18 protein-coding genes are annotated in these 14,878 nt (G+C 70.7%); 9 read left to right on the top strand and 9 right to left on the bottom strand.

The annotated features are described in order from the left end of the window. Positions 1–5: 5 nt before the first annotated feature. Positions 6–1,010: a phosphotransferase family protein gene (locus ACIQRW_RS21635; protein ID WP_403762676.1), complete on the bottom strand. Its 1,005-nt coding sequence runs from the start codon at positions 1,008–1,010 to the stop codon at positions 6–8. 325 nt (positions 1,011–1,335) lie between these two features. On the opposite strand from ACIQRW_RS21635, the gene ACIQRW_RS21630 reads away from it, so the two are divergent. Beyond that, complete coding sequence (locus tag ACIQRW_RS21630) at positions 1,336–2,145, top strand: hypothetical protein (RefSeq protein WP_403762674.1); 810 nt, start codon at positions 1,336–1,338, stop codon at positions 2,143–2,145. A gap of 46 nt (positions 2,146–2,191) precedes the next feature. On the opposite strand, the gene ACIQRW_RS21625 is transcribed toward ACIQRW_RS21630, so the two are convergent. From ACIQRW_RS21625 to ACIQRW_RS21610, 4 genes are all read right to left on the bottom strand, one after another. Beyond that, positions 2,192–2,434: a hypothetical protein gene (locus ACIQRW_RS21625; protein ID WP_018959818.1), complete on the bottom strand. Its 243-nt coding sequence runs from the start codon at positions 2,432–2,434 to the stop codon at positions 2,192–2,194. Then, on the bottom strand, positions 2,431–2,679 hold the full coding sequence (locus ACIQRW_RS21620; protein WP_265600837.1) for a hypothetical protein: 249 nt from the start codon (positions 2,677–2,679) through the stop codon (positions 2,431–2,433). Before ACIQRW_RS21620 ends, ACIQRW_RS21625 begins: the two co-directional genes overlap by 4 nt. Positions 2,680–2,963: 284 nt before the next feature. Further along, positions 2,964–3,353: a hypothetical protein gene (locus ACIQRW_RS21615; protein ID WP_403762671.1), complete on the bottom strand. Its 390-nt coding sequence runs from the start codon at positions 3,351–3,353 to the stop codon at positions 2,964–2,966. Positions 3,354–3,463: 110 nt separating this feature from the next. Next, the gene (locus ACIQRW_RS21610) at positions 3,464–3,676 is read right to left on the bottom strand and encodes a hypothetical protein (RefSeq protein ID WP_403762668.1); all 213 of its coding nucleotides are present in this window, start codon (positions 3,674–3,676) and stop codon (positions 3,464–3,466) included. Positions 3,677–3,834: 158 nt separating this feature from the next. Here ACIQRW_RS21610 and ACIQRW_RS21605 point away from each other — a divergent pair, with 158 nt between their 5' ends. Together ACIQRW_RS21605 and ACIQRW_RS21600 are read left to right on the top strand one after the other, a co-directional pair. Then, entirely contained in the window at positions 3,835–4,578 is a 744-nt protein-coding gene (locus ACIQRW_RS21605; protein ID WP_403762665.1) for a class I SAM-dependent DNA methyltransferase, read from the top strand. 106 nt (positions 4,579–4,684) lie between these two features. Next, positions 4,685–5,329, top strand: coding sequence for a hypothetical protein (locus ACIQRW_RS21600; RefSeq protein ID WP_403762974.1), 645 nt, complete (start codon positions 4,685–4,687; stop codon positions 5,327–5,329). 73 nt (positions 5,330–5,402) lie between these two features. On the opposite strand, the gene ACIQRW_RS21595 is transcribed toward ACIQRW_RS21600, so the two are convergent. Continuing rightward, complete coding sequence (locus ACIQRW_RS21595; RefSeq protein WP_018959814.1) at positions 5,403–6,164, bottom strand: phosphoglyceromutase; 762 nt, start codon at positions 6,162–6,164, stop codon at positions 5,403–5,405. Positions 6,165–6,370: 206 nt separating this feature from the next. Between ACIQRW_RS21595 and ACIQRW_RS21590 the strand changes: the two genes are divergently transcribed. Further along, on the top strand, positions 6,371–7,699 hold the full coding sequence (locus tag ACIQRW_RS21590; RefSeq protein ID WP_403762662.1) for an MDR family MFS transporter: 1,329 nt from the start codon (positions 6,371–6,373) through the stop codon (positions 7,697–7,699). Positions 7,700–7,777: 78 nt separating this feature from the next. Here ACIQRW_RS21590 and ACIQRW_RS21585 read toward each other — a convergent pair whose 3' ends face one another. Continuing rightward, on the bottom strand, positions 7,778–7,927 hold the full coding sequence (locus ACIQRW_RS21585) for a hypothetical protein (RefSeq protein WP_215108036.1): 150 nt from the start codon (positions 7,925–7,927) through the stop codon (positions 7,778–7,780). 289 nt (positions 7,928–8,216) lie between these two features. Beyond that, entirely contained in the window at positions 8,217–8,894 is a 678-nt protein-coding gene (gene phoU / locus ACIQRW_RS21580) for a phosphate signaling complex protein PhoU (protein WP_403762659.1), read from the bottom strand. A gap of 199 nt (positions 8,895–9,093) precedes the next feature. Between phoU and ACIQRW_RS21575 the strand changes: the two genes are divergently transcribed. Both ACIQRW_RS21575 and ACIQRW_RS21570 read left to right on the top strand, forming a co-directional pair. Next, a complete protein-coding gene (locus tag ACIQRW_RS21575) occupies positions 9,094–10,356 on the top strand; it encodes a sensor histidine kinase (protein WP_403762656.1) in 1,263 nt (420 codons plus the stop codon). Next, positions 10,353–11,033, top strand: coding sequence for a response regulator transcription factor (locus ACIQRW_RS21570; protein WP_003968183.1), 681 nt, complete (start codon positions 10,353–10,355; stop codon positions 11,031–11,033). The genes ACIQRW_RS21575 and ACIQRW_RS21570 overlap by 4 nt, the downstream gene beginning before the upstream one ends. A 118-nt stretch (positions 11,034–11,151) precedes the next feature. On the opposite strand, the gene ACIQRW_RS21565 is transcribed toward ACIQRW_RS21570, so the two are convergent. Next, on the bottom strand, positions 11,152–11,874 hold the full coding sequence (locus tag ACIQRW_RS21565) for a DUF461 domain-containing protein (protein WP_403762653.1): 723 nt from the start codon (positions 11,872–11,874) through the stop codon (positions 11,152–11,154). Positions 11,875–12,742: 868 nt separating this feature from the next. Here ACIQRW_RS21565 and ACIQRW_RS21560 point away from each other — a divergent pair. From ACIQRW_RS21560 to ispF, 3 genes are all read left to right on the top strand, one after another. Then, the gene (locus ACIQRW_RS21560) at positions 12,743–13,225 is read left to right on the top strand and encodes a CarD family transcriptional regulator (RefSeq protein ID WP_003953493.1); all 483 of its coding nucleotides are present in this window, start codon (positions 12,743–12,745) and stop codon (positions 13,223–13,225) included. Between the two features lie 366 nt (positions 13,226–13,591). Then, the gene (gene ispD, locus ACIQRW_RS21555) at positions 13,592–14,359 is read left to right on the top strand and encodes a 2-C-methyl-D-erythritol 4-phosphate cytidylyltransferase (protein ID WP_403762649.1); all 768 of its coding nucleotides are present in this window, start codon (positions 13,592–13,594) and stop codon (positions 14,357–14,359) included. Further along, positions 14,349–14,864, top strand: a complete 516-nt coding sequence (gene ispF, locus ACIQRW_RS21550; RefSeq protein WP_403762646.1) for a 2-C-methyl-D-erythritol 2,4-cyclodiphosphate synthase — start codon at positions 14,349–14,351, stop codon at positions 14,862–14,864. Before ispD ends, ispF begins: the two co-directional genes overlap by 11 nt. The last annotated feature ends 14 nt before the right edge of the window (positions 14,865–14,878 follow it).

Here is a 14,878-nt window from a genome sequence, read left to right as displayed (position 1 = left end):
GCCTGTCAGCCGCCCTTCCGCACCGCGTCCAGGGCATCGACGAGGTGGGGCGCGACCAACTCCCAGGTCTCCTCGGCGGCTTCGGGCCCGACCGCGCGGGGCACGGTCTCGACCAGCATGATCAGGTAGAGGTAGCTCCGGTACAGCGCGTAGCGGGTCCGCAGCGAGTCCGTGAACTCCACCGCCCTGCCGGTGGACCGCGCGTACCCGTCGAGGAAGTCCCGGTCCCGCTCGATGTCCCCGAAGAGCGCGAGGGAGACGAAATCGGCCACCGGGTCGCCCCAGAACATCCGCTCCCCGTCGATGATCCCGCCGATGGTGCGCGCGCCGGCCTCCCCTGTGACCAGCAGGTTTCCCGGCCACAGGTCGAAGTGGACGAGGGCGGGCCGGGTGACGTCGTCCAGCACGTGGGCCGCGCCCGCCAGCACCGTACGGATGTGGCCGACGGGGTACGGCAGCCGGGCCCGGTAGGTCTCGGCGTCGGCGAGCACGGCCTCGGTCATCGCGGTGAACGCGGCACGCCAGGTGGGGGCGAGCGGCCCGAACGGCTCGGCGGGATAGCCGAACCCGGCGGGACCGGTCACGGTGTGCAACCGGCCGACGACGGCGCCGAGTTCGGCGCGCAGCCGCGGCTCGTCGCCGGCGTTCGGCGCCTCGCTGACCTCGTGCCAGGGGCGGCCGGGACGGGCGGTCATGACCAGGTACGCGCCGGTCGGCGAGGCCGGGTCCGGTTCGCTGCGGACGACGCGGGGGACGGCGGGCCCGCCGGCCCGCGCGGCGGCGGTGTAGAACGCGACCTCGTTGACGAGGAGGTCGCGTTCGTACCGCAGGGCGGCGGTGTGCGGCGGGGGCGTCTTGACCACCCAGTCGCGGCCGTCGGTGAGCGTGACGCGGGTGACGGTGTTGTACGTGCCGCCGGTGAGGGGGGCGAGGGAGGCGATGTCGCGTTCGCCGACCCCGAGGGCGTCGAGGACGCGGGTGAGCGGTGGGACGGGGACGTGGCCGGACATACGGGGTGACGTCCTTTCGTACGGCGGGGGCGGGGGTGCACGGCGGGGTGGTACGGCGGGGGTACACGGCGGGGTGGTACGGCGGGGGCACACGACGGTAGTCCGGCGGGGGTGCACGGCGGGTTGTACGGAGGCGCCACACAGTGCGTTCACAGGATGATCACAGCAGAATCACGATCAGCGGAGGATGCCACCGGACCGGACATCGCTCACAGGTTCGATCGTAAAGTGTGGATCACTGCGACGGCCCGTCCCAGACGGAGTCGAAGTGCCGTACGGGGACAGGGCGGTTGCTTCCGAGCCGGAGATTGCAGGAAGTAGAACCATGCGCGCCACTGCCGTACGCCGTACCGCCCTCGCCGCCTCCGCGGCCGCCCTCACCCTGCTGGCCACCGCCTGCGGTGGCACGTCGGACGCCGACAAGAAGGACGGGAAGGACGACAAGGGCGCCGCGAGCGGCAGCAGTTCGGCCTCGAAGACCCCGGCCAAGGCGCTCACCGCCGCCGAGCTGGAGAAGGCCACGCTCGCCCAGGGCGACGTGCAGGGCCGCAAGGTCACCAAGGCCGGCCCGGCCGACGAGGTCCCGGCGGACGGCGTCAAGGTCGACAAGGAAGGCTGCCTGCCGGTCGCCCACGCCATGTTCGGTGTGGCGCAGAAGGGTTCGGTGGCCACCACGAAGCGCAAGGTGATCGACGAGCCGAAGACCGACGGCAAGAAGAAGTCTCTGGAGGACATGGCGGAAGGCGAAGCCGGGGAGGCGTTCAAGGACGCCTTCAACCTGACGTCCACCTTCGTCGCGCTGCACTCGTACGAGGGGACGGCGGGCCCGGACGCGTTCGCCGCACTGAAGAAGGCGGCCGCGGACTGTGCGGGCGGCTTCACCGCCACGGTCGCGGGCACGCCGACGAAGGTCGCCTCGATCACCGAGGAGAAGGTCACCGGCGGCGACGAGGCCGCGGCCTGGACGGTCACCTCCGAGGACGAAGGCGACACCGCCCCGTTCAAGCTGGTGGCGCTGCGCAAGGAGGCCACCGTGGCGACGTTCTTCTCCTTCAACCTGGCCGCGGCGGGCGGCGACGTGAAGTTCGAGGTGCCGGCGGAGGTCGTGGCGGCGCAGGACAAGAAGCTCGCCTGACGTACGGACCCCGCGCCTCTGCCCTTCCCGCCCGCCCCTCGGGTGGTCAGGGCAGGGGAACGAGGCGGACCACGGTGACGGTCAGGACGGACCGGGAGACGTAGTAGAGGACGATGGCCCCGGAGACGGTCGCCTCACGCCGGTCCCGTTCGCTCTTGACGGCGGAGGACGCGTGGCCGTACGGCTCCTCGCCGAGGGTGCGGGCCATCTCGTCCCGGAAGGCCTCGCCGCCGCGCATCTTGGCCAGGGTGTCGTCGGCGGGCGGTGCGTAGGAGATACGGAAGCTCAAGCGACGCTCCGCCTCTCGGCCTCGTCCTGCGCCAGCCGGTCCAGGATCTTCTCGGCCTCCGGGTCGGGGACGGCCTCCAGCATCCAGTGCCGCATGACGGCCTGAATCTCGTGCACCCCGGCCCCGTTGATCGCGAGGTCGAACTCCTCGCGTCTCTCGTCGGGCAGCGCGGCCCGGATGTCCGGGATGCTGTTGGGCACCTCGACCTCGGCACCGCCGACGAAGGTCTTCAGAGACTCACCCATGATCGCTCTCCTCGATCTCCTTGCCCTGGAAGCACACGGACGGTACGGGCCCACCGTAGTGCGTACGAGGGGCACTTCGGCCGGTCCGAGGGGGTCACGGATCGGGCACGGACCGGGGTGCGCGGTGGCTGCGCCATCACTGCACCGCGGCTGCGCCTTGGCTGCACCGCGACGCGGCCCGCGCTGTCCGAAGGTGGCGCGGCACGACCGCCGCGCGGTCCTACGGCCGCGCGGCGCGGCCCGCGCCGCCCGACGGCAGCGCGTCTCGGCCCGCCACCGGGCCCTCAGTCCCGCCCGAGCCGTTCCGCGACCCGGTCGCGCAGGATCGCGTACTCCTCCTGGAGCCGACGCCACTCGCTGACGGGCGGCCTGACGATGACGTCACCGCCGACGACGGTCTCCTCCGGCCCGAACTGCTCCCGGGTCAGGTCGATCTCGACGCCCGGGCCCAGGCGGTTCCACCAGTGGAAGTCGGTGCGCATGCCGTCGACATGGACCTCGCCCCGGATCAGCTCCCCGCCGAGCAGGTCGTTGAGCACCATGGCCGTCACCCCGCACTGGTCCCGCGCCGGATTGTCCGGAGTCCAGCGGTCCCGGTACTCCGGGGTGCAGGTCTCGGCGCTCCAACTGCTGCGGAGGGCCTGTTCGATGTCGGAGAGCAGGTAGGTCGCCATGACGACCATGGTGGCAGGGGGCACTGACAGTGGGGGGCTGGCGTCTTTCGTTTGAGTCAGACCGCGAGCCCGGCATGACCCAAACGAAAGGCCCTAGCCGACCGCGCGCGTCAGCGGTCGACGGCGGCAGCGGGCGAACGGCGGTCGCGACGCCGCCTGAACAGCAGAAAGCCGAGGTGCAGCGCGGCAGCGGCGGCGGAAATCCCGGCCAACACCCTGACATAGGGCTGGTTTCCAGAACTGACCGCTGCCCAGAACGCCACGACCCCGAGGAACGCCAGGTACCCGGGGGTGTCCACGAACGACTGCTTCTTGGCCGCCACCCCGTGCCCCCGTCCTGTCGTCGAACTCCAGTTTCCCACTCCGGGTCCGCGGCCCCCGGGGCGGCGACCGAGCACGTGAGCAGAGGGCTGGAGCAGAGGGCTGGACCGCGGGCAATTGCGTCGACAGAGCCCCCGGCCTCCCGGCAGAGTGGTCGCCCGTGACGAGCAGCGAACTGTGGAGCCGAGAGACCGCCGACCGCTACGACGACGAGGAGGCCGAGAACTCCTCGGCCGCCGCCCTCGAACCGACCCTCGCCTTCCTCGCCGAACTCGCCGGAGGCGGACGCGCCCTGGAGTTCGCCATCGGGACCGGGCGCGTGGGCGTGCCGCTCCGGGAGCGCGGCGTGCCGGTGGCGGGTATCGAACTGTCCGAACCGATGGCGGCAGTACTCCGCCGCAAGGTCGACGTGAACACCCTCCCGGTGACCATCGGGGACATGGCCACCACGGTCGTCCCCGGCGAGTTCACCCTGGTCTACCTCGTCTACAACACCATCTCGAACCTCCTCACCCAGGACGAACAGGTCGAGTGCTTCCGCAACGCGGCCCGCCACCTCGCGCCCGGCGGCCGGTTCGTCATCGAACTGGGCGTTCCGCCACTGCGGTTCCTGCCACCGGGCCAGGTCGCGGTGCCGTTCGACGTGTCCGACCGGCATCTCGGCTTCGACACGTTCGACCTGGTCGAACAGATCCTCGTCTCGCACCACTTCACCCGCGACGGCGAGGACGGCCGCTACCGTCGCGCCAACTCCCGGCACCGCTACGCCTGGCCGGCGGAGCTCGACCTGATGGCCCGCATCGCCGGGCTGGAGCTGGAACAGCGCGTGGCGGACTGGCACGGAGCGCCGTTCACCGACGATGCGGACCAGCACATCTCGGTCTGGCGCAAGCCGGTGACCTGAGGCAGCGGGGGCCGAGGCCTCTCGTCTAACATGATCCGCTTCAGACCTGGGGGCTCTTGTGCGAAAGATATCGACCGCCGGGACAACGGTCCTGGCGTGCCTGGCCATGGGCGTCGCCCTGACCGGCTGCACGGACGGCGGAGCATCGGGGAAACCCTCCGCCACTCAGCTGCTCGACGACGCGAACGCCGCGATGAGCGATCTGAAGTCGGTGACCATCGAGACGGCCACCAAGGTGACCGGGGGCGAGGACCGGTCCAGCCACCTGGTGACCGACCTCAAGGCCACATGCGCGTACAGGACGGAAACGGCCTCCGGCGCCCGGCTCGACCAGATCCGGATCGACGGGTCCGACTACATCCGCCCCAATCGGACCCACATGGAGGAGTCGGGCCGGAAGGTCGCGGGCAAGGACGAGCAGAGACTGTGGGTCAAGGAGCTTTCCAGCGAGTCGCAGCCGGGCGACGAACTTTCCGACTGCACACACGAGTTCACCTCGTTCGGCGAAGCCACCAAGGGCGAGTCCTCCGAGATCGACGGAGTGCCGGCGGTTCTGCTGAAGGTGCCCGACAAGGAGAACAAGGGCGAATTCGGCTTCCACGTGGCCACCGAGGGCAAGCCGTACATCCTCAAGGTCGTCTACAACGACGCCACGTTCGACAACACGACGTCATTCAGCGCTTTCGACGAGCCGCTGGACGTCCGTCCCCCGGACAAGGGCGACGTCATAGACATGAGCGGCGTCGGCTGACCGACAGCACGAACGAGCCCCCCACCCGCGGACGAACCGCGAGCAGGGGGCTCGGTGAGCCGGAGAAGGTGGCTTACTTCTTCTTGCCCTGGTTCTTCACGGCCTCGATGGCGGCCTTCGCCGCGTCCGGGTCCAGGTACGTGCCGCCCGGCTTCAGCGGCTTGAAGTCGGCGTCGAGCTCGTAGGAGAGCGGGATGCCGGTCGGGATGTTGAGGCCCGAGATCTCCTCGTCCGAGATGCCGTCCAGGTGCTTCACCAGACCGCGGAGGCTGTTGCCGTGGGCGGCGACCAGGACCGTGCGGCCGGTGAGGAGGTCCGGGACGATGCTGTCGAACCAGTACGGGAGCATGCGGACGACGACGTCCTTCAGGCACTCCGTGTCCGGGCGCAGCTCCGGGGGGAGCGTCGCGTAGCGCGGGTCGTCGAACTGGGAGTACTCGGCGTCGCGGTCCAGGGGCGGCGGCGGGGTGTCGTACGAGCGGCGCCACAGCATGAACTGCTCCTCGCCGAACTCGGCGAGCGTCTGCGCCTTGTCCTTGCCCTGGAGCGCGCCGTAGTGGCGCTCGTTCAGGCGCCAGGAGCGGCGGACCGGGATCCAGAGGCGGTCGGCGGACTCCAGGGCCAGCTGGGCGGTCCGGATCGCGCGGCGCTGGAGGGAGGTGTGCAGGACGTCGGGGAGCAGACCGGCGTCCTTGAGCAGCTCACCGCCGCGGACTGCTTCCTTCTCGCCCTTTTCGGTGAGGTTGACGTCCACCCAACCGGTGAACAGGTTCTTCGCGTTCCATTCGCTCTCGCCGTGGCGGAGGAGGATCAGCTTGTACGGTGCGTCGGCCATGAGTCCGAGCGTAATCGAACCCGTGCGGGCGCCGCGCGCCCGCCCGTAACGCGGACAGGGCCCGGGCCGGGAGCGCCCGCCGGGCGGACGATTGACGGGGGCCGTCAATCCAGTGGCGGGTGGGACCGGGGCTTCGTAATGTCTCGAATGGCGTCGGGGGTGTTACCCGAGGCTCCCGTTCCGTACGTCCCGTGGGGGGAATCCTTATGTCCGTCGCCGGTCTGCGCACAGCCGCCCGGGAGACCGTCTCCGGGATGCCCCGCGAGTTCTGGTGGCTGTGGACCAGCACCCTGGTCAACCGCCTCGGGGCGTTCGTCGCGACCTTCATGGCCCTGTATCTGACCCTGGACCGGGGCTACTCCGCGTCGTACGCCGGGCTCGTCGCCGCCCTCCACGGGCTCGGCGGGGTCATCTCGTCGCTCGGCGCCGGTGTGATGACGGACCGGCTCGGGCGGCGGCCCACCATGCTGATCGCCCAGGTCTCCACCGCGGTGTCGGTGGCGGTGCTCGGGTTCATGGTGCACCCCTTCGCCATCGCCGCCGTGGCGTTCTTCGTCGGCATGGCGAGCAACGCCTCGCGCCCCGCCGTCCAGGCGATGATGGCGGACATCGTGCCCCCGAAGGACCGGGTCCGGGCCTTCTCGCTCAACTACTGGGCCATCAACCTGGGCTTCGCGATCTCCTCCGCCGGGGCCGGCTTCATCGCCGAGTACAGCTATCTCGCCGGTTTCATCGGCGAGGCCCTGATGACGCTCGTGTGCGCCGTGCTCGTCTTCATGAAGGTGCCGGAGTCGCGGCCCGAGGAAGCGGTCGTGAAGACCGTCGGCGGCAAGCGGCCCAAGGACGAGGTGCGGCTGACCACGGTCCTGCGCGACGGGCGCTACATGGGGGTCGTGGGGCTGTCGTTCCTGGTGTCGCTGATCTTCCAGCAGGGGTACGTGGGGCTGCCGGTGGCGATGGGTACGGACGGGCTCTCCAGCTCCGACTTCGGTACCGCCATCGCCGTCAACGGTGTGCTGATCGTGGTCCTCCAGATCCCCGTCACCCGCTTCATCCAGCACCGCGACCCGCGCAGGCTGCTGATCATCTCCTCGCTGCTCGCCGGGTACGGCTTCGGGCTGACGGCCTTCGCCGGGTCGGTCGCCGCGTACGCCCTGACGGTGTGCGTCTGGACCCTGGCCGAGATCGTGAACGCGCCCACCCAGACGGGCCTGGTCGTGCAGTTGTCGCCCACCCAGGGCCGGGGCCGCTACCAGGGCGTGTACACGATGTCCTGGTCGGTGGCCGCGCTCGTCGCGCCGCTGATGTCCGGCTTCGTGATCGACCACTACGGCGCCGCCTGGCTCTGGGCCGCCTGCGCCGTGATCGGCACGGTCGCCGGCCTCGGCTACTGGCTGCTGATGCGCAACCTGCCGCGCGAGGAGCACGCGGTGGGGGACGCCCTGCCGGAGCCCGCGCCCGTACCGGCCGAGGCCCGGCCGGACCTGGCCGAGCCGGAGGCCGCACCCGCCGCCGCGGTGGAGCGGGCGGGCTGATCCGGGCGACCGGTGACACGCACGGTGCCCGCCCGGACCGAAGCCGGGCGGGCACCGTGCGTTCGTACGCGGCGCGGGTCAGCCGGAGCAGCCGCCGCACTGGCACGGGGCACCGGACTGGCAGCCGCACCCGCAGCCCGACCCGCAGCCGCAGGCGCCGAGCACGGCTCGGCGCACCACTTCGGTCGGGGTCTCCTGCTGGGGTTCGGTCGTGGGGGAATCGGCCATGGTTCCTCCTCAGGGCATACGGCTGGGCGGCGGACGCCGGTGCGCCGCCGCCGGGGACGTACGGCATGACCCACCGCTCACGGCCATGGCGTCGTCCGTCCCCGCCCCATTGCATGCCCATCCCCGCGGGCGCATCAACGGCGCACGCGTGCAGGAACATAAGTGCGACCGGCGTGCGCCGTCGATACTCCGGTACGACAGTGGCTGCCGGAGTTACGGGAGCTACCAGAGCTACCAGAGCTACCGGAGTCGCTGGAGCTGCCGGAGTTATCGGCGGCCGAAGCTGCCGCTACGCGCCATCGACCGGGGCCGCCGCCTGGATCTCGTCCGCGTGCTCGCCCGTCACCAGGTAGACCACGCGCTTGGCGACCGACACCGCGTGGTCGGCGAAGCGCTCGTAGTAGCGGCCCAGCAACGTCACGTCGACGGCCGTCTCGATGCCGTGCTTCCAGCGGTCGTCCATCAGGTGCTGGAACAGCGTGCGGTGCAGCAGGTCCATCTCGTCGTCGTCCTGCTCCAGCTGGAGTGCCAGATCGACGTCCTTGGTGATGATGACCTCGGCCGCCTTGGCCATCAGGCGCTGGGCGAGCTGGCCCATCTCCAGAATGGTGGCGTGCAGGTCGTTCGGGACCGCCGCCTGCGGAAAGCGCAGCCGGGCCAGCTTCGCCACGTGCTGGGCGAGGTCGCCCGAGCGCTCCAGGTCGGCGCTCATCCGCAGCGAGGTGACCACGATCCGCAGGTCGGTCGCCACCGGCTGCTGGCGGGCGAGGAGCGCGATGGCGCGGGCCTCCAGGTCGTGCTGGAGGTCGTCGACCTTCTGGTCGCCGGCGATCACGGTCTCCGCCAGCGCCAGGTCGGCGTCGAGCATGGACGTGGTCGCCCGCCCGATCGCCGAGCCGACCAGCCGGGCCATCTCGACCAGGCCTTCTCCGATCGAATCGAGTTCCTCGTGGTAAGCGTCGCGCATGGGAAGTCCCTCTCCAGTTCCAAACTGAGGCCGGGGTCTCGGACCGACCCCCACGGTTACACGGTGGGGCCGGAACGCGTCCGTATCCGTCCCCCTAAGTGAACCGGCTCCTACCCCTCGGTGAACTCTGGGCGACGAGTGTTCGAGATGGCACTCGGACGGCTGGGAGGGAGTCGTCGCACCCGCATAACCTTGAAGCATGGACGTGAACGCGGCGGTCGCCGCAGCTGCAGCGATCGCCGGGCTGTTGACCGGTGTGATCGCCATGCTGGCGTTCCGCTGGAGCGAACGCGACCTGAAACGGCCCACGCGTACGTCGCTGCGGCCGGACGGCAACGCGGCCCTGCCCCCCGGGGTGGACACCGTCCTCTCCGTTCTCAGCTCCTCCGCCGTCGTCCTCGACGAGAGCGACGGCGTGGTGAAGGCCAGCTCGGCGGCGTACGCCCTGGGCCTGGTCAGAGGCGGCCGGCTGGCCGTCGAACCCATGCTCAACATGGCGAGGGACACCCGGCGGGACGGAGAGATACGACAGGGCGAGCTGGACCTGCCCCGGCGCGGCACGGGCCGGGGGGACACCCTCGCGGTCTCCGCCCGGGTCGCCCCGCTGGGCTCGCGGCTGGTGCTGCTGCTGGTCGAGGACCTCACCGAGGCCCGCCGGATAGAAGCGGTACGGCGCGACTTCGTCGCCAACGTCAGCCACGAACTGAAGACGCCGACCGGAGCGCTCTCCCTGCTCTCCGAAGCGGTCATGGACGCCTCCGACGACCCGGAGGCGGTGGAGCGGTTCGCCGGGCGGATGCAGATCGAGGCGACCCGGCTGACCAACCTCGTCCAGGAGCTCATCGACCTCTCCCGGGTGCAGAACGACGACCCGCTGGAGGACGCCGAGCCGGTCAAGGTGGAGACGCTGGTCGCCGAGGCGATCGACCGCTGCCGCCAGCAGGCCGGCTCGAAGCAGATCACCATGGCCTCCGCGGGCGCCGAGGGCCTCACGGTCTGGGGCAACCGCGGCCAGCTCGTCGGCGCGCTCGGCAATCTCGTCGAGAACGCCGTCAACTACAGCCCCGCCCACACCCGCGTCGGCATCGCCGCACGCCGCATGGGATCGCCGGGCGGGGACCTCATCGAGATAGCCGTCACCGACCAGGGGATCGGCATCTCCGAGAAGGACCGCGAACGGGTCTTCGAGCGGTTCTACCGTGTCGACCCGGCCCGCTCACGGGCCACCGGTGGCACCGGTCTCGGCCTCGCCATCGTCAAACACGTGGCCGCCTCGCACGGCGGGGAGGTCACCGTCTGGAGCTCCGAGGGCCAGGGCTCCACCTTCACCCTCCGGCTGCCCGAATCGGGCGCCGCGAGGGAGCGCACCACCGGCGGACCGCTTATCGTCAACGGCGACGACGAGGGGCCGTACGAGACCGACACCTTTGACCCCTTCCCTGCCCCGGAGGCTCTTCCGTGACCCGAGTGCTTGTCGTCGAGGATGAGGAATCCTTCAGCGACGCCCTGTCCTACATGCTGCGCAAGGAAGGTTTCGAGGTCGCCATCGCGGCGACCGGCCCCGACGGGCTGGACGAGTTCGAGCGCAACGGCGCCGACCTGGTCCTGCTCGACCTGATGCTGCCCGGCCTGCCCGGCACCGAGGTGTGCCGCCAGCTCCGCAGCCGCTCCAACGTTCCGGTGATCATGGTCACCGCCAAGGACAGCGAGATCGACAAGGTCGTCGGGCTGGAAATAGGAGCCGACGACTATGTCACCAAGCCCTTCTCCTCGCGGGAGCTCGTCGCCCGCATCCGGGCCGTCCTGCGCCGCCGCGGGGAGCCCGAGGAGGTCACCCCGGCTGCCCTGGAGGCGGGCCCGGTCCGGATGGACGTGGACCGGCACGTGGTCACCGTCTCCGGCGGCAAGGTGGACCTCCCGCTCAAGGAGTTCGACCTGCTGGAGATGCTCCTGCGCAACGCGGGCCGGGTGCTGACCCGGATGCAGCTCATCGACCGGGTCTGGGGCGCGGACTACGTCGGCGACACCAAGACCCTCGACGTCCACGTGAAGCGCCTGCGCGCCAAGATCGAGCCCGACCCGGGCGCCCCGCGCTACCTCGTCACCGTGCGGGGCCTGGGGTACAAGTTCGAGCCGTAAACCGAAGGGCGCCGAGGGGACACCACCCGCGGTAATGCCGAAGGGGCGCTTCCCGGCCGGGAAGCGCCCCTTCGGCGTGCTGTACGCCCGCGTCCCCGTTACGGGACGGGGGACCGCGTCAGTCGGCCGCGGGCACCGAGGCGGCGTCGCCCGTGCCCTGTGCGCCCGTCTCGTCCTGCGTGCCGGTCTCGCCCTGGGCGCCCTCGGCGCCCTCGCCGTTCTCCGGCGTGCCGGACGTCTCGCCCTCGGCCGCGCCGGGGGTCTCCCCCTCGCCGGACGCGTCGCCGGACGCGCTGCCCGACGGCTTCGGCGCGGGCGCCTCCGCCTTCGGGCTGGGGCCGAAGTCCTTGAAGAAGCCCTCGGCCGGGAAGACGCTGGCGCCGAGGCCGACGTCGCCGGTCCGGCTGAGCTTGAAGACGACCTGCTGGACGTCGCCGTTGCGCGCCGCCTCGCCGCTGTTCTCGATCACGGCGGCGGCGTTGCCCTTGCCGCCGATCGTGACCTGGCCGCCGGCCGGCACCACGATGGGACCGTTGCCCTCGGCGGCCTGGAGCTTCACCTCGACGTCGCTGCCGGGCAGCGTGACCGACTCCAGCACCTCGCGCTCGGTGCCTTCGTTGAACAGCGTCGCGGCGACGACGGCGGGGCCGTCCGCGCCGCCCTCGGGCTGCGTGAGCACGTTCACGTTCTGGATCTTGATGTCGCCCACCGAGGTGGCCGGGTTGTCCGGCCTGACCTTGAGCGTCTCGGCGTTGTTGCCCGCCGCGCAGGCGGACAGGGCGACGATCGAGAACACGGTGGCGGTGGCGGCGAGGGCGCCGTGTCGAAGGCTGCGGCTCACGGCGGCGGCAACTCCTTGAACGAGTCGGACTGCGGACTTCGGACGTCAGTCGTCGAGCGGTGGTGTGTCGAGCGGCGTGTAAAGCCGCCCTAAGGGTGTGTCAGCGGCCTTAGGCTACCGAGCCGCCGCGCCCGCCCCGCACCCGACCCGCCCCTAGGTCGTGTCCGCAAAGTCTCGTCTGGCCCACGACGCCTGGCACGCACTCTCGCGGCGTTGCCGAAATGCCCGAGTAGCTCCGCTACTAGGACACTCCGGCGCCTTGCGAGAGCACGCACCAGACCCCGCGGGCCCCGCCCCAGAGGGCGGACGACGATACTTTGCGGACACTCCCTAGGCGCATCAGCTCTTCCCCGAGGGCGGTGAGGGAGAGGCCGGGAGGCTTCGGCGGTACGTCCTCCGAAGAGGCCGCGAGGTGTTCTACCGGCGGGTACGCCCTGTGCCGTTCACATAATCCGCGTGATCAATTCTTCTGCCCGCCTCGTGGGGTCGTGGTCGTTTCTTCGCCCTTTCCGGCTTCGCGACGGAAAGGGGCCGGGCGCCATGTGGCTTGATCAATTTCATTGCGGTCGGACAGTTACGTCCGTACGGGTGAGCGATCACCGAACGGAGTACGGAATGATGGCCATCTCGAAACCGACAAAACGGGACTTTCGTCCTCTTCTGTAGGGCTTCGGGGCCGTGTGGCGTGGATGTTTCGCTCCGGGCGCACAGTGGCTCCGACCTGCGAATACCGTCTTCCGGAAGCCTTCCGCAGCACGTTCGTGTTGCTGTTGTCAAGCCCCGAGATATGCCCTGACCTGCGAAAACGCCATTCAGGAGATGCGGTTCTCGTGTTACTCTGGATAGCCACGGAAGGGGTACCTGTCACATGACGTTCAAGGTTGGCGACACCGTGGTCTATCCCCATCACGGGGCCGCGCTGATCGAGGCTATCGAAACTCGCCAGATCAAAGGCGTGGACAAGACCTACTTGGTGCTCAAGGTCGCCCAGGGCGACTTGACGGTTCGTGTGCCGGCGGACAATGCGGAGTTCGTGGGCGTGCGCGACGTGGTCGGGCAGGACGGGCTGGACCGGGTCTTCGAGGTGCTGCGCGCACCGTATGCCGAAGAGCCGACGAACTGGTCCCGGCGCTACAAGGCAAATCTCGAAAAGCTCGCCTCCGGCGATGTCATCAAGGTCGCCGAAGTAGTGCGTGACCTGTGGCGTCGGGAGCGCGAGCGCGGTCTCTCCGCCGGAGAGAAGCGCATGCTCGCCAAGGCCCGCCAGATCCTGGTGAGCGAGCTCGCCCTCGCGGAGAACACGAACGAGGACAAGGCCGAGGCTCTGCTCGACGAGGTCCTCGCGTCCTGAAAACTGGATTACTCCGGCTCGTACGGCCGGAGCGCACCGGTTGTATGAATGTGCCGCGGTGCCCGCTGACCAGCCGTTTTCACGCTGTGTCGTCGGGCGCTGCGGCATGTTCGGACCCGCATCCGGTGCCCGACTGCCGGTAGCCCCGTGCCCGCGATGTGATCCGCGTATGCGGCGGCCGTCGGTGAAGGACGGCCCCCCTGCTGGGTGAGCACCCGACGCGACCTGTGCTCGACCGGGTGTCACGGAAGGGGCCCGGTGCGAGTCCAGGGCGTCACGCCCGGCTCGCTGGGCCCCTACCCATGTCGGTCGTGGAAACAAACCTGCCGAACCTTCGGACCTTCTCGGACCTTCGGAGTGCAACCGATGTCATCGACGCCACCCCCGACCGACCGGCCGCGCCCTCCCCGTACCGCCGCGGTGATCCCCGCGGCCGGACGGGGCGTGCGGCTCGGGCCGGGCGCGCCCAAGGCCCTTCGGGTGCTCGGCGGGACGCCCATGCTGATCCACGCCATTCGCGCCATGGCCGCGTCCCGGGCCGTCTCCCTCGTCGTGGTCGTCGCCCCGCCGGACGGTGCGCCCGAGGTCAAGCACCTCCTCGACGAGCACCCGCTGCCCGAGCGCACCGACTACCTGGTGGTGCCGGGCGGTGAGACGCGCCAGGAGTCCGTGCGGCTGGGCCTCGACGCGCTGCCCGAGGACATCTCCGTCGTCCTGGTCCACGACGCCGCCCGCCCCCTGGTGCCGGTCGACACGGTCGACGCCGTCGCCTCGGCCGTACGGGACGGAGCGCCCGCCGTCGTGCCCGCGCTGCCCCTCGCGGACACCGTCAAGGAGGTGGAGCCCGCCGTGACGCCCGGGGAGCCGGAGCCGGTGCTCGCCACCCCCGTACGGGCCAGGCTGCGCGCGGTGCAGACGCCGCAGGGCTTCGACCGGGACACGCTGGTGCGGGCGCACGCCGAGGTCGCGGTCGACGGCGAGGGCGCCACGGACGACGCGGGCATGGTGGAACGGCTCGGCGCGCCCGTGGTCGTCGTCCCCGGCCACGAGGAGGCGTTCAAGGTGACCCGGCCGCTCGATCTGGTGCTGGCCGAGGCGGTACTCGCCCGCAGGAGGGCCAACGATGGTTTCTGAGAACCCCGGAGCGGGAGCCCCCGCCCCCGTCATCCCGCTCGTCGGCATCGGCACCGACATCCACGCCTTCGAGGAGGGCCGCGAGCTGTGGTGCGCGGGCCTGAAGTGGGAGGGCGAGGGGCCCGGTCTGGCCGGTCACTCGGACGCCGACGTCGTCGCGCACGCCGCCTGCAACGCGCTCTTCTCCGCCGCCGGCCTCGGCGACCTCGGGCAGCACTTCGGCACCGGCCGCCCCGAGTGGTCCGGGGCCGCGGGCGTCACGCTGCTCACCGAAGCCGCCCGGATCGTCCGCGCCGGGGGCTTCGAGATCGGGAACGTCGCCGTCCAGGTCGTCGGCGTCCGCCCGAAGATCGGCAAGCGGCGTGAGGAGGCGCAGAAGGTGCTGTCCGACGCCGTGGGCGCCCCGGTCTCGCTCTCCGCCGCCACCTCCGACGGGCTCGGCTTCACCGGCCGCGGCGAGGGCATCGCCGGCATCGCGACCGCCCTGGTCTACCGGACCGCCTGACGCCCGGGCGGCAC

It is taken from the genome of Streptomyces sp. NPDC091287 (genome assembly GCF_044768525.1).
Classification (GTDB): Bacteria; Actinomycetota; Actinomycetes; order Streptomycetales; family Streptomycetaceae; genus Streptomyces.
The sequence above is the reverse complement of the archived record's forward strand: the minus strand, read 5'-3'. Positions and strand labels throughout refer to the sequence as shown.